General features: G+C 51.5%; 18 protein-coding genes. 8 read left to right on the top strand and 10 right to left on the bottom strand.

What is annotated here, in order from left to right; all coding sequences use genetic code 11:
• Nucleotides 1-30: 30 nt before the first annotated feature.
• The gene (glpK, locus tag JQN59_RS22985) at nucleotides 31-1,539 is read right to left on the bottom strand and encodes a glycerol kinase GlpK (protein WP_003028792.1); all 1,509 of its coding nucleotides are present in this window, start codon (nucleotides 1,537-1,539) and stop codon (nucleotides 31-33) included.
• A gap of 22 nt (nucleotides 1,540-1,561) precedes the next feature.
• On the bottom strand, nucleotides 1,562-2,407 hold the full coding sequence (locus JQN59_RS22980; protein ID WP_008787032.1) for an MIP/aquaporin family protein: 846 nt from the start codon (nucleotides 2,405-2,407) through the stop codon (nucleotides 1,562-1,564).
• Nucleotides 2,408-2,835: 428 nt separating this feature from the next.
• On the opposite strand from JQN59_RS22980, the gene zapB reads away from it, so the two are divergent.
• The 3 genes from zapB (at nucleotide 2,836) to JQN59_RS22965 (ending at nucleotide 4,228) form a co-directional block, all read left to right on the top strand.
• Nucleotides 2,836-3,081, top strand: coding sequence for a septal ring assembly protein ZapB (gene zapB, locus JQN59_RS22975; RefSeq protein WP_088732415.1), 246 nt, complete (start codon nucleotides 2,836-2,838; stop codon nucleotides 3,079-3,081).
• Nucleotides 3,082-3,173: 92 nt separating this feature from the next.
• Nucleotides 3,174-3,767, top strand: coding sequence for a hypothetical protein (locus JQN59_RS22970; protein WP_239484208.1), 594 nt, complete (start codon nucleotides 3,174-3,176; stop codon nucleotides 3,765-3,767).
• Between the two features lie 71 nt (nucleotides 3,768-3,838).
• Nucleotides 3,839-4,228: a hypothetical protein gene (locus tag JQN59_RS22965; protein ID WP_003825190.1), complete on the top strand. Its 390-nt coding sequence runs from the start codon at nucleotides 3,839-3,841 to the stop codon at nucleotides 4,226-4,228.
• Nucleotides 4,229-4,265: 37 nt separating this feature from the next.
• Here JQN59_RS22965 and rraA read toward each other — a convergent pair whose 3' ends face one another.
• The 7 genes from rraA to priA all read right to left on the bottom strand — a co-directional run bounded on the left by rraA (nucleotide 4,266) and on the right by priA (nucleotide 12,252).
• Nucleotides 4,266-4,751 carry a ribonuclease E activity regulator RraA gene (gene rraA / locus JQN59_RS22960; protein WP_008787034.1) on the bottom strand — a complete coding sequence of 162 codons (486 nt, stop codon included), beginning with the start codon at nucleotides 4,749-4,751 and terminating at the stop codon, nucleotides 4,266-4,268.
• A 92-nt stretch (nucleotides 4,752-4,843) separates the two neighbouring features.
• On the bottom strand, nucleotides 4,844-5,773 hold the full coding sequence (menA, locus tag JQN59_RS22955; protein WP_003825185.1) for a 1,4-dihydroxy-2-naphthoate polyprenyltransferase: 930 nt from the start codon (nucleotides 5,771-5,773) through the stop codon (nucleotides 4,844-4,846).
• A 67-nt stretch (nucleotides 5,774-5,840) separates the two neighbouring features.
• Complete coding sequence (hslU, locus tag JQN59_RS22950) at nucleotides 5,841-7,172, bottom strand: HslU--HslV peptidase ATPase subunit (RefSeq protein WP_003028803.1); 1,332 nt, start codon at nucleotides 7,170-7,172, stop codon at nucleotides 5,841-5,843.
• A gap of 9 nt (nucleotides 7,173-7,181) precedes the next feature.
• The gene (gene hslV, locus JQN59_RS22945; protein ID WP_003028805.1) at nucleotides 7,182-7,712 is read right to left on the bottom strand and encodes an ATP-dependent protease subunit HslV; all 531 of its coding nucleotides are present in this window, start codon (nucleotides 7,710-7,712) and stop codon (nucleotides 7,182-7,184) included.
• Between the two features lie 91 nt (nucleotides 7,713-7,803).
• Entirely contained in the window at nucleotides 7,804-8,778 is a 975-nt protein-coding gene (ftsN, locus tag JQN59_RS22940; RefSeq protein WP_149607384.1) for a cell division protein FtsN, read from the bottom strand.
• A gap of 93 nt (nucleotides 8,779-8,871) precedes the next feature.
• Nucleotides 8,872-9,897, bottom strand: a complete 1,026-nt coding sequence (gene cytR, locus JQN59_RS22935; protein ID WP_003825179.1) for a DNA-binding transcriptional regulator CytR — start codon at nucleotides 9,895-9,897, stop codon at nucleotides 8,872-8,874.
• 156 nt (nucleotides 9,898-10,053) lie between these two features.
• Nucleotides 10,054-12,252, bottom strand: coding sequence for a primosomal protein N' (priA, locus tag JQN59_RS22930; protein ID WP_048215183.1), 2,199 nt, complete (start codon nucleotides 12,250-12,252; stop codon nucleotides 10,054-10,056).
• Between the two features lie 257 nt (nucleotides 12,253-12,509).
• Here priA and rpmE point away from each other — a divergent pair, with 257 nt between their 5' ends.
• From rpmE to JQN59_RS22915, 3 genes are all read left to right on the top strand, one after another.
• Nucleotides 12,510-12,722 carry a 50S ribosomal protein L31 gene (rpmE, locus tag JQN59_RS22925; RefSeq protein ID WP_008787040.1) on the top strand — a complete coding sequence of 71 codons (213 nt, stop codon included), beginning with the start codon at nucleotides 12,510-12,512 and terminating at the stop codon, nucleotides 12,720-12,722.
• A 338-nt stretch (nucleotides 12,723-13,060) separates the two neighbouring features.
• Nucleotides 13,061-13,741: an oligogalacturonate-specific porin KdgM family protein gene (locus JQN59_RS22920; protein ID WP_003825173.1), complete on the top strand. Its 681-nt coding sequence runs from the start codon at nucleotides 13,061-13,063 to the stop codon at nucleotides 13,739-13,741.
• A gap of 78 nt (nucleotides 13,742-13,819) precedes the next feature.
• Nucleotides 13,820-15,244 carry an MFS transporter gene (locus JQN59_RS22915; protein WP_032945626.1) on the top strand — a complete coding sequence of 475 codons (1,425 nt, stop codon included), beginning with the start codon at nucleotides 13,820-13,822 and terminating at the stop codon, nucleotides 15,242-15,244.
• Nucleotides 15,245-15,302: 58 nt separating this feature from the next.
• Here the strand turns inward: JQN59_RS22915 and metJ are convergent, their stop codons facing one another.
• Nucleotides 15,303-15,620: a met regulon transcriptional regulator MetJ gene (gene metJ / locus JQN59_RS22910; RefSeq protein WP_003825168.1), complete on the bottom strand. Its 318-nt coding sequence runs from the start codon at nucleotides 15,618-15,620 to the stop codon at nucleotides 15,303-15,305.
• 265 nt (nucleotides 15,621-15,885) lie between these two features.
• Here metJ and metB point away from each other — a divergent pair, with 265 nt between their 5' ends.
• Together metB and JQN59_RS22900 are read left to right on the top strand one after the other, a co-directional pair.
• A complete protein-coding gene (metB, locus tag JQN59_RS22905; protein ID WP_003028818.1) occupies nucleotides 15,886-17,046 on the top strand; it encodes a cystathionine gamma-synthase in 1,161 nt (386 codons plus the stop codon).
• A 2-nt stretch (nucleotides 17,047-17,048) separates the two neighbouring features.
• Nucleotides 17,049-19,481 carry a bifunctional aspartate kinase/homoserine dehydrogenase II gene (locus JQN59_RS22900; RefSeq protein ID WP_048215182.1) on the top strand — a complete coding sequence of 811 codons (2,433 nt, stop codon included), beginning with the start codon at nucleotides 17,049-17,051 and terminating at the stop codon, nucleotides 19,479-19,481.
• Nucleotides 19,482-19,519: the final 38 nt, after the last annotated feature.

The following is a 19,519-nucleotide window of genomic DNA, read 5'->3' as shown; positions in this document are numbered from 1 at the left end:
AAGGCACAGTTGCCATCCGGCTATGACGTATTACTCGTCGTGATCTTCCCATGCCATGGCGCGTTTGACCGCTTTTTTCCAGCCGCTGTAACGGAAGTTACGTTCGGTGGTTTCGATGCCTGGGCGGAATTCACGCTCGATGACCGCTTTTTCCTGCAGCTCATCCAGATTCTGCCAGAAGCCTACTGCCAGACCGGCCAGGTATGCCGCACCCAATGCGGTGACTTCGCGGACTTCCGGGCGCTCAACGCGCGTGCCGAGAATGTCGGACTGGAACTGCATCAGGAAGTTGTTGGCGACCGCACCGCCATCGACGCGCAGGGCGTGCAGGCGAATACCGGAGTCAGCCTGCATTGCTTCCAGAACATCACGAGTCTGGTATGCAATAGACTCAAGCGTGGCACGGATGATGTGGTTGGAGTTTACCCCACGGGTCAGACCAAAGATGGCACCGCGAGCATACGGGTCCCAGTACGGTGCGCCCAGGCCAGTAAATGCCGGAACGACGTACACGCCGTTGGTGTCTTTCACTTTGGTGGCGAAATATTCGGAGTCGAACGCATCGCTGATGAGTTTCATTTCATCACGCAGCCACTGGATAGATGCGCCAGCCATAAATACCGCACCTTCCAGCGCGTAGTTCACTTCCCCGGTCGGTCCGCAGGCGATGGTGGTCAGCAGTCCGTTTTCGGACTTAACGGCTTTCTCGCCGGTGTTCATCAGCATGAAGCAGCCGGTACCGTAAGTATTTTTCGCCATCCCTTCCTTCACGCACAGCTGGCCAAACAGCGCCGCCTGCTGGTCACCAGCGATACCGGAGATAGGAATACGAATGCCGCCTTTACCACCGATGTTGGTTTGGCCGTACACTTCAGAAGAACGACGTACTTCCGGCAGCATTGCACGCGGAATATCCAGCGCATCCAGCATCGTGTCATCCCAGTCCAGGGAGTGGATGTTGAACAGCATGGTACGTGAGGCGTTGGTGTAATCCGTGACGTGTACACGTCCCTGCGTCATTTTCCAGATAAGCCAGGTATCTACGGTACCGAACAGCAGTTCGCCGCGACGAGCGCGCTCACGTGAGCCTTCTACGTGGTCGAGGATCCACTTCACTTTGGTGCCGGAGAAGTACGGGTCAATGACCAGACCTGTATTATTACGGATGTACTCTTCCATACCGTCGCGCTTGAGCTTTTCGCAGATATCCGCGGTACGACGACACTGCCACACAATCGCGTTATAGATAGGTTTACCGGTTTCGCGTTCCCAGACAATGGTGGTTTCACGCTGGTTCGTAATACCGATCGCTGCAATTTCATCGGAACTGATATCGGCTTTCGCCAGAACTTCTACCAGCGTGGAGCTTTGGGTCGCCCAAATTTCCATCGGGTCATGTTCTACCCAACCTGCTTTCGGGTAAATTTGTTCGAATTCGCGCTGTGAAACGGCAACGATATTCGCATCGTGGTCCATTACGACCGCGCGGGAGCTGGTGGTGCCCTGGTCGAGCGCAACGATATATTTTTTTTCAGTCATAATTTTTTGTCCCGTAGTCACATTACTGCGAAGCTTTTTGTTGAGTGTTGGCCGCAACGTCTTTTTCTTCAATCGCGCAGACATCGCACGGTAAATGACGACCAATCAGTTTGCGATATGCCCATGCGCCCAAAATCGCGCCGGTAATCGGGCCAAACACCGGAACCAGGAAGTAAGGGATATCGCGACCACCCGTGAAGGCAATCTCACCCCATCCGGCCATCCAGGCGAAGAGTTTCGGTCCGAAGTCACGTGCCGGGTTCATCGCAAAACCTGTCAGCGGACCCATGGAAGCACCAATAACGGCAATCAACAAGCCGATCAGCAGTGGTGCCAGCGGACCACGAGGTACACCGTTACCATCGTCGGTCAGAGCCAGAATCAGCCCCATTAGAATAGCGGTAATGACCATTTCAACCGCGAAGGCCTGCACAAAATTGATATGCGGGTTTGGATAGGTGGAGAAAGTACCTGCCAGACCCAGGCTCTCGGTACTGCCGCGTACGATATGGTTAGTTTGTTCGAAATCGAGGAAAAGATTGTAATAAAGCCCGTAAACCAGTGCCGCTGCGCAAAAGGCGCCGGCAATTTGCGAAATAATAAAAGGAACAACTTTGCGTTTATCAAAACAGGCGAACAGCCAGAGTGCGATGGTTACCGCGGGATTCAGGTGTGCACCAGAAACGCCTGCGGTCAGATAGATAGCCATCGCTACCCCCAGACCCCAGATGACACTGATTTCCCACTGACCGAAAGTAGCCCCAGCCACTTTAAGTGCAGCGACACAGCCCACACCGAAGAAAATCAACAACCCGGTACCGAGGAATTCAGCAATGCACTGGCCTTTTAAGGTTGATGTTTGACTCATAATCGGATCCTGAAGAGAGTTTAATGTTTATTGTGTGCGAGAAGGTCACTGACATCCCCGGAGCCGGTAGGCACACTGTTAATTTATCGTTAACGCGCAAAAACGAGAAATATCGAAATTAAAATGTGTGTACTGCATCAACAAAATGAGCGTTTTCGCGCCATTGTGAGGTATTTGTTATACAAAAATAGTGTGAGCTGAATCATTTCACTGATCAACCTGTTAACACTTAAGAGTTATGACAGTAATGTCACCAGGAGAAAGACTAAAAGTGTTGCAAACCGCAATCTGCGCGGGATGCCGCTGGACAGGGATGACGCGGCTTCATACAATCGGTGTTAAGTAGAGTGCGCTCGTTTTTATTAAGGCGTCGCCGGTTATCGGGACGAGGATTTTTATCCATCAACGCCTTGCAATTCAGGAGAGGTATGACGATGTCATTAGAAGTGTTTGAGAAACTGGAAGCAAAAGTACAGCAGGCGATTGATACCATCACGCTGTTGCAGATGGAAATCGAAGAGCTGAAAGAAAAGAACAACTCACTGTCGCAGGAAGTTCAGACTGCACAGCAGCAGCGTGAAGAACTGGAGCGTGAGAACAACAACCTGAAAGAACAGCAGAACGGCTGGCAGGATCGTCTGCATGCCCTGCTGGGTCGTATGGAAGAAGTCTAATTCTGATTTCTTGAAAAAGGCATCCATAATGGATGCCTTTTTGTTATGTAGAGATTAGGATATCGTATTTTTTAAATATCAAAGAATACGATATGACAAAAAGAAACGATATTATTGATGATTCGGATCGACTTATCACCAGAGATATTAGATATGGTCTTATCTATACAGATAATTTAGGATGGATTGATTTAGGCCATGCTAATCCGGCAGGGGCTGAAAAATTATGGTTTGAAATGACAAGGCCTCGTGGTGGTGATAGTGAGTTTTATGAAGTGAATTATCATCAAAGTATGTCCAAAAACATTCATGGCATAAATATCAATACTGGTATATATCGTAGATTTATGGTGCGCCGAGGATTGCAGGAGCGAACCTTACAAGGTATTGCTTTATCAATATTCTTAGGTACGTCACATCGCTTTGAGTCCTTACAGGACTTTTGGCCTTATGTTTATTTAACGGATAGTGGTTATAGTGCTGAAGATTTGGTCTCAAATCTATTTGGTTTTTACCAAGCGGTAAATTATGCAGATTACACCTCTTACCTTCAGATATGCTCGAAAGAAAAGGCTTATCGAATCTGGGACTTCTATGGCCCAGTTGGTGAGTTTAAGAATAAAAGTGTTATTCCGTTACTGTTTCCTGACCCTATCAATAAAGATAAGAGACATGAACCCTATTAGGGTGAATTACCTTTATTTATGGATGTAATAAGACCTATTGCTAATCCTGATTATGTTCGGGAACTTCACATATGAAATCCAGGAGATCAGGATTTATTATTGTGTTTATGCTTTTTATTGCGCTATTTTATTGTCATTTTATGGTGAGCATCTATACAGAAAAAATCTACACTCAGCAGAATTTATTATTTTATCATCTGCTAACACCGAAACCTCTTAAACAGGCTCCAAGGATATCTAACGACTGGTTTTTTGTAAGCTATGCAGATGATGGTAGTCATCTTCAACGCAGTGAGATAATTTTTACCGGGATACAAAAGAGTGGCATTCAGATAGCTGAGGATAAATTAAATGCTTATATCGAAACTTATCCTGTCAGTCGTGAGACGATGAGTATCGTTGTCGAAGAAAAATATAAAAAGTATGATATTAAAGTCATTCATTACGAATCAAATGAATGAAAAAAAGGCCATCAAATTTGCTGATGGCCTTTTTCGCTTACTCGATATCGAGCGGGTCTTCGGAGAGGATTATCCCGGTGTTATCGGCGTACAGGTGGTCGCCGGAGAAGAACGTCACGCCACCGAAGTTGACGCGTACATCGCTTTCCCCAATGCCTTCACCTGAGGCACCTACCGGAATAGCGGCAATCGCCTGAATGCCGATATCCAGTTCTTCCAGATCGTCTACCTGGCGTACTGAGCCGTAGATGACCAGACCTTCCCATTCATTCTGTACGGCCAGCCGCGCCAGTTCGGCATCGACCAGCGCACGACGGACAGAACCGCCGCCATCGACCAGCAGAATGCGACCACGGCCGTTTTGTTCGAGCAGATCGTACAGCAACCCGTTGTCCTCGAAACATTTTACCGTGATGATTTGTCCGCCAAACGACGACCGTCCCCCAAAGTTAGAGAACAGCGGTTCCACGACGTTGACATCTTCCTGATAGATGTCACAAAGCTCGGATGTATCGTATTTCATAGGCTTAACGTTCAGTTGCTGCGAGAATTTTTAGTATATCGCGCTATGTGTACTGTTGGCAAAATCATCAATTGTTAATTGATATTTGTCAGTTAAAGAGACCACTGACTTAAGAAAATTCCAACGACAAACAGCAGGTTAGTTAACAATGCCGCTTTTACGGTGCGTTCCAGCATCGGACGCATTGCAGCCGGGTCCATCTCGCGCATTACATAACGAGCCTGTTTGATCAGCAGCGGAGCGGCGAGGATAAACAGCCATCCCCACAGGCTTTGCAGTGAAAACAGGTTGAACAGTGCCAGACAGACCAGCGTGCCCATCAGTAGACAGGCGTGGTAGCGGCGGGCATTGACAGCGCCTAAACGCACGACCAGCGTGTTCTTGCCGTTCTCTCTGTCGCTGTTGATATCGCGCAGGTTGTTGACGTTGAGCACGGCGGTTGCCAGCAGGCCGCAGGCGGTGGCAGGCAGAATCAGCGCTGGAATCAACGTATGCGCCTGCAGATACCAACTTCCCATTACGCTGAGCCAGCCGAAGAATACCAGCACAGAAATATCGCCCAGGCCGATATATCCGTAAGGGCGATTACCCACGGTGTAGGTGATCGCGGCGATAATCGACAGACCGCCGAGCACCAGGAAACCGACAAAATCCGCCAGCGTGTGACAGGCTACAGCAACCAGAGCCAGCCCGGACAGACAGATCAGCACCACGGTGACGATCAGCGCGCGCTTCATCTGCTGTTGGGTGATGACCCCTTTTTGCATACCGCGCAGCGGTCCAATACGGTCGGGTTTGTCGCTGCCTTTAACGGCATCGCCATAGTCGTTAGCGAGATTGGACAGAATTTGCAGCAGTCCTGCCGTAATCAATGCCAGCAGAGCAACCAGCGGATCGAAGTATCCTTGCCACCATGCTAATGCCGTACCGACGATGATCGCCGCGAAGGCGAGCGGTAAGGTCTTAGGTCGTAAACTTTCCAGCCAGGCTTGTGAGCGGCTAATTTGTTGTTGTTCAGTCATATTTAGCGCCAATAAAAATGGGGCTTTATCAGCCCCATCAACAGTGATGAAAATGCATTGAACGCGATTATAGGATAAAACGGCTCAGATCTTCATCTGCGACCAGCGCATCCAGATGTTTGCTCACATATTCGGCATCAATTGTGATGCTTTGGCCGTTCAAATCGCTCGCATCATAGGAAATATCTTCCATCAGACGTTCCAGGACGGTATGCAGACGACGTGCACCGATGTTTTCGGTGGTTTCGTTAACCTGCCAGGCCGCTTCGGCAATGCGTTTAATACCGGATTCAGTGAAGTTGATGTCCACACCTTCAGTCGCCATCAGCGCTTTGTACTGGACGGTGATGGAGGCATTCGGTTCGGTAAGGATACGCTCAAAATCGCTGGTGGTCAGCGCCTGCAGCTCGACACGAATCGGCAGACGACCCTGCAGTTCTGGGATCAGGTCGGACGGTTTGGCTACCTGGAATGCACCAGAAGCGATAAACAGAATGTGATCTGTTTTCACCATGCCGTGCTTGGTGGAGACCGTGCAGCCTTCAACCAGCGGCAGCAGGTCGCGCTGTACGCCTTCACGGGACACGTCCGGGCCGGAGGATTCGCCGCGCTTACAGATTTTGTCGATTTCGTCGATAAACACGATCCCGTGCTGCTCAACGGCGTCGATAGCTTCTTGTTTCAGCTCTTCCGGGTTCACCAGTTTGGCCGCTTCTTCTTCAATCAGCAGCTTCATCGCGTCTTTGATTTTCAGCTTACGCGGTTTTTGCTTCTGACCGCCCAGGTTCTGGAACATGGACTGCAGCTGGCTGGTCATCTCTTCCATTCCTGGAGGCGCCATAATTTCAACGCCCATCGGTGCGGCGGCGAGATCGATTTCGATCTCTTTATCATCCAGCTGGCCTTCACGCAGTTTTTTACGGAATGCCTGACGCGCTGCAGAAGGTTCCTGCGGCTGCTCTGACTGTCCCCAGTTATTTTTAGCAGGTGGGATCAGCACGTCGAGAATGCGCTCTTCCGCCATCTCTTCGGCACGGAAGCGGTTTTTCTCGATTGCCTGCACGCGGACCATTTTGATGGCAGCATCGGTCAGATCGCGGATGATGGAATCTACTTCTTTACCAACATAGCCGACTTCGGTGAATTTTGTTGCTTCAACTTTGATGAACGGCGCGTTGGCCAGTTTTGCCAGACGACGGGCAATTTCGGTTTTACCGACGCCGGTCGGGCCAATCATCAGAATGTTTTTCGGCGTGACTTCATGACGCAACTCTTCGTTGAGCTGCATACGACGCCAGCGGTTACGCAGGGCGATCGCCACGGAACGCTTAGCGTTATCCTGGCCGATGATGTGTTTGTTCAGTTCGCTGACAATTTCGCGTGGGGTCATTTCAGACATGGGGGATCCTTACGCTTTGGAGTTCAATTCTTCGATGGTATGGAAGTGGTTGGTATAAATGCAGATATCCCCTGCAATATCCAACGCTTTCTCAGCAATCTCGCGTGCGCCAAGCTCGGTATTTTCAAGCAGAGCGCGTGCAGCAGCCTGGGCGTAGGGACCGCCGGAGCCGATAGCAATCAGATCGTTTTCTGGCTGGATGACGTCGCCGTTACCGGTGATGATGAGTGATGCCGTTTCATCTGCGACGGCCAGCAGCGCTTCGAGTTTGCGCAGCATACGGTCGGTACGCCAGTCTTTTGCCAGTTCAACGGCCGCTTTCACCAGGTGACCCTGGTGCATTTCCAGCTTGCGTTCGAACAGTTCGAACAGCGTGAATGCATCCGCAGTACCGCCCGCAAAGCCCGCAATGACTTTGTCGTTATACAGACGGCGGACTTTCTTCACGTTGCCTTTCATTACGGTGTTACCCAGTGTGGCCTGACCATCACCGGCGATTACCACATGGCCGTTACGGCGTACGCTTACTATTGTTGTCACGAGCAGACCCCTTGGTTACAAATGCAATGTACAGGCCCCGCACAGTGTACGGGGCGTAATGCAAGTATAGATGGGGGGGATTTTGGGGGTTTCAACCCCCAGTGGCGAGTCGAATGCAGTTTGTGTGACCAGCAACCTTCAGGCGGCTGATGGTGTTGTCGGCATTCTCTTTGCCATTGACCGGACCAATGACCACACGATTCCAGCCGTTATTGGTGGTTATACGGGAGTTAAAGCCTTCAAAGGCCAGTTGTGCACGCACAGTTTCTGCCTGCTCAGCGCCTTTAAATGATCCGCACTGAACCATCCAGCGGCGTTCATCTTTTTTCTCCGCAGTCTGTTTTGGCGGTTGCGTTTCATTCGTTATTGGCGCGGCCGGTTGCGTTTTTGGCTGAGCAGCGGTGGTATGCGCTGGCGTTTGCAGCAGATCCTGATACGGCTGTTGCGCCGCCGGTTTTGGCTGCGCTTTCGGCTGCTGTACCGGCGCGGCTTGTGCTGTACGCGTTTGCTGCTGCTGATACGGCTGTTCTGTTGCCCGTGGACGCGGCTGCTGAACCTGCTGCTGTGCGTTATTCCACTGCTGCTGTTGCACCTGACGCTGACGCTGCAGCGTTTGTTGGCGCTGTTCAGGCGTTTGCTCGTTCCACGGTACTTCGTTGAGCTGTGTCGGCTGTTGACGCATATCAGCCTGCATTTGCGCCAATAGCTGGCGCTGCTCATTGGTTAGCTGATCGGCATTCAGCACCTCGCCGCCCGCAGACGGTTCGGTAGGCGCACGTACGCCAGGCTGACGGCTTTCCAGCTCTTTGATGTATCGCCAGCGCTCTTCCGGTTTTGGCGGAATGCCATTACCGGTGACTTTCTGGTTTTGCAGCGTTTCGGACTCTTCTTTCTTGTGATGCGTAATGAAGTACAGACCACCGATAAAGGTCACGAGTACGGCTGCAGCAATAGCAACCATTGCGGGCGATACCGCAGGCGTATTGCGTTGTTTTTTCCGTGATGTGCTCTTCTTGCGCCGCGAAGGTGCCGGTTGGCCGCGACGTACATAATCTCGTTGTGCCACTATCGTTTCGCTGTATTTATTCGTTCGTCAGCCCGCCATGTTACTTAAGCGACGGGCCTTTGACCAGACAGGGGAGTCCGAAAGCACTTTACTTTACGTCAGTGCCCGGGTAGTACCCCGAATAATAAGCTCGCAGTCCAGTAAACGTGAGCCACTGCTGACGCTCTGCCCTTGTAATTGATCGAGCAGTAACAGCATAGCTTCACGTCCGATATCGAAACGCGGCTGTGCGACGGTTGTCAGGGGTGGATCACAAAATTCCGTGAGCGAAATGTTATCAAAGCCAATAATGGATAAATCATCAGGGACTTTCAGACCCTGACGTTTGGCGTAAGAGAGTGCGCCCAGCGCCATGACGTCGCTGTGACAAAAGACAGCGGTCGGCGGCTGCGGTAGTTCAAGGAGCTGCTTCAACGCATTGGCTCCCGCTTCATAGGTAAAGTCACCGCGCGCGATGAAATGCGGATCGACCGTAATTCCGCTGCGACGTAATGCCTGAACGTAGCCTTGCAGACGGTAATGGCACAGCGGCATATCTTCGGGTCCGGCGATACAGCCAATGCGTTTATGCCCTAGTTCCAGCAGATAATTCATCGCGTTAAAGGCGGCGGTGAGGTTATCAATGTGCACGGTAGGGAGTTCCAGCTCTGGCGCGAACTCGTTCGACATGACCATCGGCGGTAAATTGCGCTGTTCTTCCACGCTGGCATCAAACGGCAGGCGCGAGCTGAGCAGTACCATGCCATCGATCTGCTTGGTGATAATGAGGTTAAGAAACGTCTTTTCCTGCTGGTTCTGGTGCGCGCAGTCGCCAATAAGCACCAGGTATCCCTGTTCTGCGGCAGTCACTTCGATGCCACGAATCACTTCGCTAAAAAACGGATCGCAGATATCCGGCACAATCACCAGAATGGTACGTGACTCATTACGCTTAACGTTACGTCCCATTGATTGGGGTAGATATCCCACTTCCAGCGCTGCCTGCTCAACCTTGTTACGGGTTGACTGCGAGACTTTGTCCGGGTTCATTAATGCGCGGGATACGGTTGCCGTTGAGACTTTCGCCTTCAGAGCAACATCTTTCATCGTAGCGGCGGCAACCTGCTTATTCGGTTTCACTCTTTCTCCTCGCCAGAGAGCTGCTGGCACAGACTCGTCCCTGGATAACCTTCATCTGAAACATTTTTATCAGATAGTGAATGGAAGCGGTTACAGAATTTTCATAAAAAGTGTGATGGATCTTTAATTTTACGATCCGCCTCGCAACGTGAGGGGTTATCCCTCGATGGGATCGACATCCAGCACCCATTTAACCTTGCGTGCATCGGGTAGCGTATTGATCAGTGCCAGCGTGCCGCTGACGATATGTTGCAGACGAATTCGTGATGGATGTTGCAACAATATTTGCCAACGATAACGACCACCGCGTTTGGGCGCCAGTGCGGGAACCGGGCCGAGCACCCAGAGTTTGTCATCGGCCAACGGGCTGGCTTGAATGAGATTCCGTAGTTGCTGCAAGAACATTGGTGCATGCTGGTTGTTATGATCTTCTGCCCGCACGATCACATGGCTGGTCCACGGTGGAAGCTGGAGCGTTTGTCGCTCGGCCAGCGCCTGTTCGGCAAACGCGTCATAGCCTTTATACAGCAAGGTTTGCAGCAGCGGATGTTCAGGATGGTGCGTTTGCAGCACCACTTCGCCTTGCTTCCCGGCGCGTCCGGCACGGCCAGAGACCTGCGTATAGAGCTGGGCGAAGCGTTCTGCTGACCGGAAATCTGCGGAGAATAGCGCGCCGTCAACGTCCAGCAGCGCCACCAGAGTGACGTCCGGGAAGTGGTGGCCTTTGGCCAGCATTTGCGTGCCTATAAGAATTCGTGCGCCGCCGCGATGCACTTCCGCCAGATGCTGCTCCAGCGACCCTTTACGGCTGGTGGTGTCGCGATCGATACGTGAAATTGGCACACCGGGGAAAAAAGGTGCCAGAGCCTGCTCAAGCTGTTCGGTGCCGAGTCCTACCGGAACCATATGCGTCGAACCGCAGGAGGGGCACTGACGCGGTATTGGGCGCTGGCTGTCACAGTGGTGGCAACGCAGGTGGTGCTGCGCCTGATGTAGCGTGTAGTAGTGATCGCAACGCGGACATTCTGCAATCCAACCACAGTCGTGGCACAGCAGCGCAGGCGCAAAACCGCGACGGTTCAAAAACAGGATCACCTGGTTATCCGCCTGCAGGTGCTGACGCATACGGGCGATCAGCGCAGGGGCGAGTCCGGCCTGCACTTGCTGACCTTTGAGATCCAGCACGTGCTGAGTGGCTGGGCGCGCATTTCCGGCGCGGCGCGTCAGGCGCAGCATGCGGTATTTGTTCTGCCGCACGTTACACAGCGTTTCCAGTGCCGGGGTGGCTGAGCCGAGAATAATCGGGATTTGCTCGCTATGGGCGCGGTAAACCGCGAGGTCGCGCGCATGATAGCGCCAGCCTTCCTGCTGTTTATAAGAGCTGTCGTGTTCTTCGTCGATGACAATCACGCCGAGATTTTTAAACGGCGTAAACAGCGAAGAACGCGTGCCGATAACAATCGCCGCCTCGCCATTTTTTGCTTTCAGCCAGGCTGAAAGACGTTCACTGTCGTTTAAACCGGAGTGCAGGACTTCGACCGGCGCATTAAAACGTTCGCGAAAACGGGCAATAGTTTGCGGCGTCAGGCCAATCTCCGGCACCATCACCAGCGCCTGCTTGCCCTGGGCAAGGACGTTTTCCAGAACGCTGAGATAGACCTCTGTTTTGCCTGATCCCGTTACGCCCGCTAATAGCCAGGCGCTAAAACTGTCTGAGGCGCTGTGAATCGCCCCGACGGCGGTGGCCTGCTCGGTGTTCAGCCGCAGACGCTCACCAGAAACCGCGTAGTGCGTACGCCAGTCGCTAAAGCCTGGTGTTTCGCTCGCCAGATCGCACAGCCCTTTTTTCCGCAGTGCCTGTAATGCGGCATCATTAAATTCCAGTTCAGCCACCTGGTCGCGCCAGATTTTCCCCTGGCGTAGCGCAGCCAGCGCCTGTTGCTGCTTGGGAGAACGCTTCAGGCTGTTGAGGTCAATAACCTGGCCTTCTTCAGTAGCAAACCAGTACCACATGGGCGCGTTTGTCGCCGGGCGTCCCTGGCGCAGTAAAATTGGCAGAGCGTGAAACAGTACGTCACCGATGGGATGATGATAATAATCAGCCGCCCACAACAGCAGACGCCAGACGGAGGTCGAGTAGACCGGTTCGCTGTCCAGCACTTCGAGAACGGCTTTCAATTCGCTCCGCGGCAGTTCACTGTGCTCGCTGACGGAAAGGACAATACCCACGCGCTCCTGCTGCTTGCCAAAGGGCACGCGTACACGACACCCGGCTTTGGCACTCAAGCCTTCCGGCAGGAGGTAGTCAAAGGTGCGAGGTAGCGGAACAGGTAAGGCAACGTGCGCAACGGGCATTGAATCATCCTGACTTGAAATCTGGCGGGTTAGTATACACATTAGTGGAGGGTAGAATGCGGATCAGTTTGCATGAGCAGGTTAATTTCTGTATGATTCGCCGCCTTTGATGCAAATTGATTGCGTCAAACAATGACCATTACCCGAGAGTTTCAGGCTGTTGATGCAGCGTGAAAGGTGACGGGGAATAATTAACATCGCGTGGTGTCTGGCGTTAGGGCTGGAAGAGCGACGCGGCCTTAAACCGAGGTTTTCCCATGAAAAAAGATATTCACCCGAAATACGAAGAAATTACTGCAAACTGCTCTTGCGGTAACGTCATGAAAATCCGCTCTACCGTCGGTCACGATCTGAACCTGGACGTGTGCGGTCAGTGCCACCCGTTCTATACTGGCAAGCAGCGTGATGTTGCTACCGGTGGCCGTGTTGATCGCTTCAACAAGCGTTTCAGCATCCCAGGCAGCAAGTAAGTTTCAGCTGTCAGAAAAAAGCGCCTTACGGCGCTTTTTTTGTTTCTGCGTTTCAGAACTGAAATATATATTGATGCATTGAATAATCTATTTTATTTAATAAGTAAAACGGCGTTTTATTTTTTCGGTAAAATATTACAACTGGTGATCTGCATCCTTTTTATCTTCTGTCTTTTGCCACTTTTACCAGTTCCTGGCAAAATACCAAAGGTTTCTGCTTTCTTTCTAAAATACACTTTCGTGGAAATATAAAATTAATCTAAAAGCCTTTTTGTTTTCCCATTTTATGGACAAACGAGATGGATTATTTCCGTTGTTGAGTGTGAAGAGGGATTGTCATGAAATTTAAATCTGCGTTATTACTGATTCCATTATTCTCTGCGGCCGCACAAGCGGGTTATGTTGATTACCGGCATGAATATTATGACGATGGACGTAATTACGATCGTGTGTATATGTCTCACCGTTTTGCCACGGGTTTTGGTGTGGCAGTAGAAGCCATTTCTCGTTCCGAAAACACGCAGTCAAATGATGCGTGGAATAATATGGAAAGTAATGGTAACGAGTATACCGCAAGCTACCAGTTCACCTGGCAGGGTCTTGTCTGGCAGCCCGGCATTGCGATCGAAACGGGCGATAATATCGCGATTTATAAGCCTTATATCCGCGTGCAGTACAACATCAACGACAACTGGTGGACCGCGTTCCGCTATCGTCAAGAGTACATGCGCAGAAACACTGACGGCAAAGATGACCGCATGGTCTATCGTCCGGAAGCCTGGCTTGGTTATAACGTCAATGACTGGATGTTTGAGTTAAATGGTATTTATAAAATTGCCGATAGCGAAGATTTATATAACAACCGGAAAGATGATTATGAATATAACTTCCGCGTGGCGTACAAATTAGGCTCCTGGGTTCCATTTGTTGAGGTTGGCAACGTTTCCTCGGGTTATAACACAACAACGACAGACGATCGTCAGACCCGTTATCGTGTCGGTCTTGGTTATAACTTTTAATCGGTAATAGTTTTCGTATCGGCTGATTACGTCGATAAGCATAGTTTGTGTGAATAATATGTCTAAGGAGTTGACATCATGTCTAATGATGGAACTATTATCGGAAATAATGAAACCACTGCCGTCAGGCCTTTCGGAATTAGAGATAAAATTGGTTATTTATGTGGTGACCTCGGAACCTGTTTTATTCTTGGCTTAGTTAATAGTTTTTTAATGATTTATTACACTAACGTCCTCGGTATTTCCGGCGTTATTGTTGGCTCACTCTATTTTGTGACCAAACTCTTTGATGCGTTCGTTGATGTTGGTGTAGGGCGCTTATGCGATACCTCTAAACTGACGGTACATGGACGTTTCAACCCGTGGGTGCGTCGCATGAAGTATCCATTTTGCATCATTGCGGTTGTCCTGTTCCTGCCGTTTGTGAATGATTTTTCTTATACGGCGAAAATCATCTACATCTGCTGCTCCTATTTCATTTACGGTTCGCTGTTATCGACCGTGAGTATTCCGTACGGTGCTATGTCTGCGGCGATTAGCTCGAATCCTGAAGATCGTGTATCGCTTTCAACCTGGCGTAGCGTTGGGTCAGCAATTGGCGGTGGGGCAACTGGCTTTTTCATTCCAATCCTGATGTACACCACCCTGGTGGATGGAAGCCAGGTGATTTCCGGGCAACACTTCTTCTGGATTTCCATTGGTTGCGCAGTGCTGGGCTTGATCTTTTTATCCTTGACCTGTCATTTAACGACGGAGCGCGTGCGCGTGGAGAGAAAAGAGAGCATGCCCGTTTCGGTGTTGCTGAAGGGACTGGCACGCAATAAGGCGCTGATTGTTTTAGTGGTTGTAGATTTGCTGATTGTAATTAATCAGGGGTTGTCCGGTACCAACATGACTTACCTGTTTAATGACTATTTCCACAATAAAGAGGCGATGTCAGTCGCGTTGCTGTTTACCTTTGGTTCCCTGGTTTTGCTGGCGCCATCGGCATCCTGGCTCACGAAGCGGTTTGGTAAAAAAGAAGCCAGCGTAGGCGCGTTGCTTTTTGCCGTGGTCATGTATGTGATTATGTACTTTGTCCACATTACGGATGCAAAGGTCTATCTGGTTTTCTTGTTCCTGGCGACGCTGGGTGCAGGGTTATTCAACCTGATGATTTGGGCGTTTATGACTGATGTTTGTGACTACCATCAGTATGTCACTGGCGATCGCGAGGATGGCACGGTTTATGGTGTGAACTTCTTTGCGCGCAAGGTTGGTCAGGCATGCGCAGGAGCGATTGGTGGCTTTATGTTGGCTATCATTGGCTATCAATCATCGTCAACAGGTGGTGCAGTGCAAACCAGCATTGTGCAGGAAAATATTTATACGATGGCGAATCTCTTGCCGGCGCTATGCCTGTTTTTGGCGGCGGTCATTCTGATTTATTTCTATCCATTGAACCGTACGGAAACGCTCAAAATGGAAGAAACATTGAATAAACTCAATGGTATTAGTAAGTAACACTGTGAGAAAAGGCGGGAGCATTCCCGCCTCTACACGCCCATTGCCGTTCTAACTATCAGTATTCCCACGTTTCCGGGTTGATACCCAGTTCACGCATGATTACCTTTGCTTCTTCCGGGATTTCATCACTGCGTTCTTTACGCAGGTCGTCATCGTTGGGTAAGGGTTGCCCAGTAAAAGCATGCAGAAACGCTTCACACAGCAGTTCGCTGTTGGTGGCGTGGCGCAGGTTGTTCACCTGACGACGCGTGCGTTCATCGGTAAGGATTTTTAACACCTTCAGAGGAATGGAAACCGTAATTTTTTTGACTTGCTCACTCTTCTTACCGTGCTCAGCGTATGGGCTGATATATTCGCCGCTCCATTCAGCCATGAGATACCTAATCCTCTTCGTCATTAATATTGAGGCCAGAACCTGAGCCCGGACCATAATTGCGCGTAGTTTATCGTAGTGGCGTGGCCCTGACACGAAGTAAGCCGACGCAGATGTACGCTAATGCATATAATTTTAACGGCTATTTCCAGTTTGCTCAATCTATACGCAAAGAAGTTTAGATGTCCAGATGTATTGACGGCTATCGTAACTATGATTACTCTGGTGTCTGACTTTTCACCGACTCAGCCAGGATCTCCTCAATATGACGCGTAAACAGGCCACCATCGCAGTGCGTAGCGGGTTAAATGACGACGAACAGTACGGTTGCGTTGTCCCGCCGATTCACCTCTCCAGCACCTATAACTTTACCGGATTTAATGAACCTCGCGCCCATGACTATTCGCGTCGCGGCAACCCAACACGCGATGTTGTTCAGCGTGCGCTGGCGGAACTGGAAGGCGGTGCAGGTGCTGTGCTGACCAATACTGGCATGTCGGCGATTCATTTGGTGACCACGGTCTTCCTCAAGCCAGGCGATCTGCTGGTCGCACCGCATGACTGCTACGGCGGGAGCTACCGACTGTTTGACAGTCTGGCAAAGCGTGGCTGTTACCGGGTCCTGTTTGTCGATCAAGGAGATGAGCAGGCATTACAGGCCGCATTGGCGGAAAAACCGAAGCTGGTGCTGGTAGAAAGCCCAAGCAACCCGCTGCTGCGCGTGGTGGATATTGCGAAAATCTGCCAGCTGGCGCGTGAAGCTGGCGCGGTCAGCGTGGTCGACAACACTTTTTTAAGCCCGGCACTGCAAAATCCACTGGCATTGGGCGCCGATCTGGTGTTGCATTCATGCACGAAATATTTAAACGGTCACTCAGATGTGGTGGCTGGTGTTGTGATAGCGAAAGATCCGGAAACGGTCACTGAACTGGCATGGTGGGCGAATAATATTGGTGTGACCGGCGGCGCGTTTGATAGTTATCTGCTGTTGCGCGGCCTGCGTACTCTGTCTCCTCGAATGGAGGTGGCGCAACGTAATGCTCAGGCGATAGTCGATTATCTGCAAACTCAGCCGCTGGTGAAAAAATTGTATCACCCGTCATTGCCGGATAATCAGGGCCATGAGATTGCCGCGCGTCAGCAAAAAGGCTTTGGCGCGATGTTAAGTTTTGAACTGGATGGTGATGAGCAAACGCTGCGCCGCTTCCTCGGAGGGTTGTCATTGTTTACGCTGGCGGAATCGTTAGGGGGCGTTGAAAGTCTGATCTCCCACGCCGCAACCATGACACACGCGGGCATGGCGCCAGAAGCGCGTGCTGCTGCCGGAATTTCCGAAACGCTGCTGCGTATCTCCACCGGTATTGAAGATGGCGAAGATTTAATTGCCGACCTGGAAAATGGCTTCCGGGCTGCAAACAAGGGGTAAACATGAGTGTGATTGCGCAGGCAGGGGCGAAGGGTCGTCAACTGCACAAATTTGGTGGTAGTAGTCTGGCTGATGTGAAATGTTATCTGCGTGTCGCAGGCATTATGGCGGAGTACTCGCAGCCTGATGACATGATGGTTGTTTCAGCCGCAGGCAGTACCACTAACCAGTTGATTAGCTGGCTGAAATTAAGCCAGACCGATCGCCTTTCTGCGCATCAGGTTCAACAGGCGTTACGTCGCTATCAGAGCGAGCTTATCAGTGGTTTGTTACCGCCTGATATAGCGGATGGACTAATTGGCGCGTTTATTCACGATCTGGAGCGTCTGGCTGGATTACTCGACAGCGGCGTGAACGATGCCGTCTATGCTGAGGTTGTTGGGCATGGTGAGGTATGGTCCGCGCGTTTGATGTCTGCGGTCCTTAACCAACAGGGGCTGGAGTCAGCCTGGCTGGATGCGCGTGATTTTTTACGTGCTGAACGCGGTGCCCAGCCGCAGGTAGATGAAGGTCTTTCTTACCCGCTGCTACAGCAACTGCTGGCGCAGCATCCGGGTAAACGGCTGGTGGTTACCGGCTTTATTAGCCGCAGCAATGCCGGTGAAACGGTCCTGCTGGGGCGTAACGGCTCCGACTACTCGGCGACGCAGGTTGGCGCGCTGGCGGGCGTTTCTCGCGTAACTATCTGGAGCGATGTCGCCGGGGTTTACAGCGCGGACCCGCGTAAAGTAAAAGACGCCTGTTTGCTGCCGCTGCTGCGTCTGGATGAAGCCAGCGAGCTGGCGCGTCTGGCGGCACCGGTTCTCCATGCCCGTACCTTACAGCCGGTTTCCGGTAGCGATATCGATCTCCAACTGCGTTGTAGCTATACGCCGGAGCAGGGTTCAACGCGCATTGAACGCGTACTGGCCTCCGGTACCGGGGCGCGTATTGTGACCAGTCATGATGACGTCTGCCTGATTGAGTTTTTGGTTCCGACTGGTCAGGACTTTAAGCTGGCTTATAAAGAGATTGATCAGGTTTTAAAACGTACCCAGGTGCGTCCGCTGGCAGTGGGTGTGCATCCTGACCGCCAACTGCTGCAATTTTGCTATACCTCCGAAGTTGCTGACGGCGCACTGAAAATTCTTGATGAAGCTGGTCTGCCAGGCGAGCTGCGTCTGCGCCAGGGGCTGGCGCTGGTGGCGATGGTCGGGGCGGGCGTCACCCGTAATCCGCTGCATTGCCACCGTTTTTGGCAACAGTTGAAAGGTCAGCCGGTTGAATTCACCTGGCAATCGGAAGAGGGTATCAGCCTGGTCGCGGTACTGCGTACTGGGCCAACAGAGAGCCTGATTCAGGGTCTGCATCAGTCTATTTTCCGCGCGGAAAAACGCATTGGTCTGGTGCTTTTCGGCAAAGGCAACATCGGCTCACGCTGGCTGGAGCTGTTCGCTCGCGAGCAGAGCACGCTCTCGGCGCGCACCGGATTAGAGTTTGTGCTGGCGGGTGTGGTTGATAGCCGTCGTAGCCTGCTGAATTACGAAGGGCTGGATGCCAGCCGCGCGTTAGCTTTCTTTGATGACGAGGCAGTAGAGCAGGATGAAGAGTCTCTATTCCTGTGGATGCGTGCTCACCCGTATGATGATTTAGTGGTGCTGGACGTTACTGCCAGCGAGCAACTTGCGGATCAGTATCTGGATTTTGCCAGCCATGGTTTCCACGTTATCAGCGCCAACAAACTGGCGGGGGCAAGCAGCAGTCATAATTATCGCCAAATTCATGATGCTTTTGAAAAAACCGGTCGCCACTGGCTGTATAACGCTACCGTAGGCGCAGGCTTGCCGATCAATCATACCGTGCGCGATCTGATTGATAGCGGAGATACCATTCTGTCGATCAGCGGGATCTTCTCCGGTACGTTGTCGTGGTTGTTCCTGCAATTTGATGGCACGGTCCCGTTCACCGATCTGGTGGATCAGGCGTGGCAACAGGGGCTGACTGAACCCGATCCGCGCGTAGATCTTTCCGGCAAAGATGTGATGCGTAAGCTGGTGATTCTGGCGCGTGAAGCAGGTTACGACATCGAACCGGACCAGGTTCGCGTGGAATCGCTGGTGCCTGCGCACTGTGAAGAAGGCTCTATTGACCATTTCTTTGAGAATGGTGATGAGCTTAACGAGCAGATGGTGCAGCGTCTGGAAGCGGCGCGTGAAATGGGGCTGGTGCTACGCTATGTGGCGCGTTTTGATGCTAACGGTAAAGCGCGCGTTGGTGTTGAAGCGGTTCGTCCTGAACACCCGCTGGCGGCGCTGTTGCCGTGCGATAACGTATTCGCCATTGAAAGCCGCTGGTATCGCGATAACCCGCTGGTGATCCGTGGACCGGGCGCAGGTCGTGACGTTACCGCCGGCGCTATTCAGTCAGACATCAACCGTTTGGCGCAGCTGCTGTAGTTTGCGTTGCCTGATGACGCTTACGCTTATCCGGCCTA

Source organism: Citrobacter sp. B72 (assembly GCF_016894305.1).
Taxonomy (GTDB): Bacteria; Pseudomonadota; Gammaproteobacteria; order Enterobacterales; family Enterobacteriaceae; genus Citrobacter; species Citrobacter portucalensis.
The sequence above is the reverse complement of the archived record's forward strand: the minus strand, read 5'-3'. Positions and strand labels throughout refer to the sequence as shown.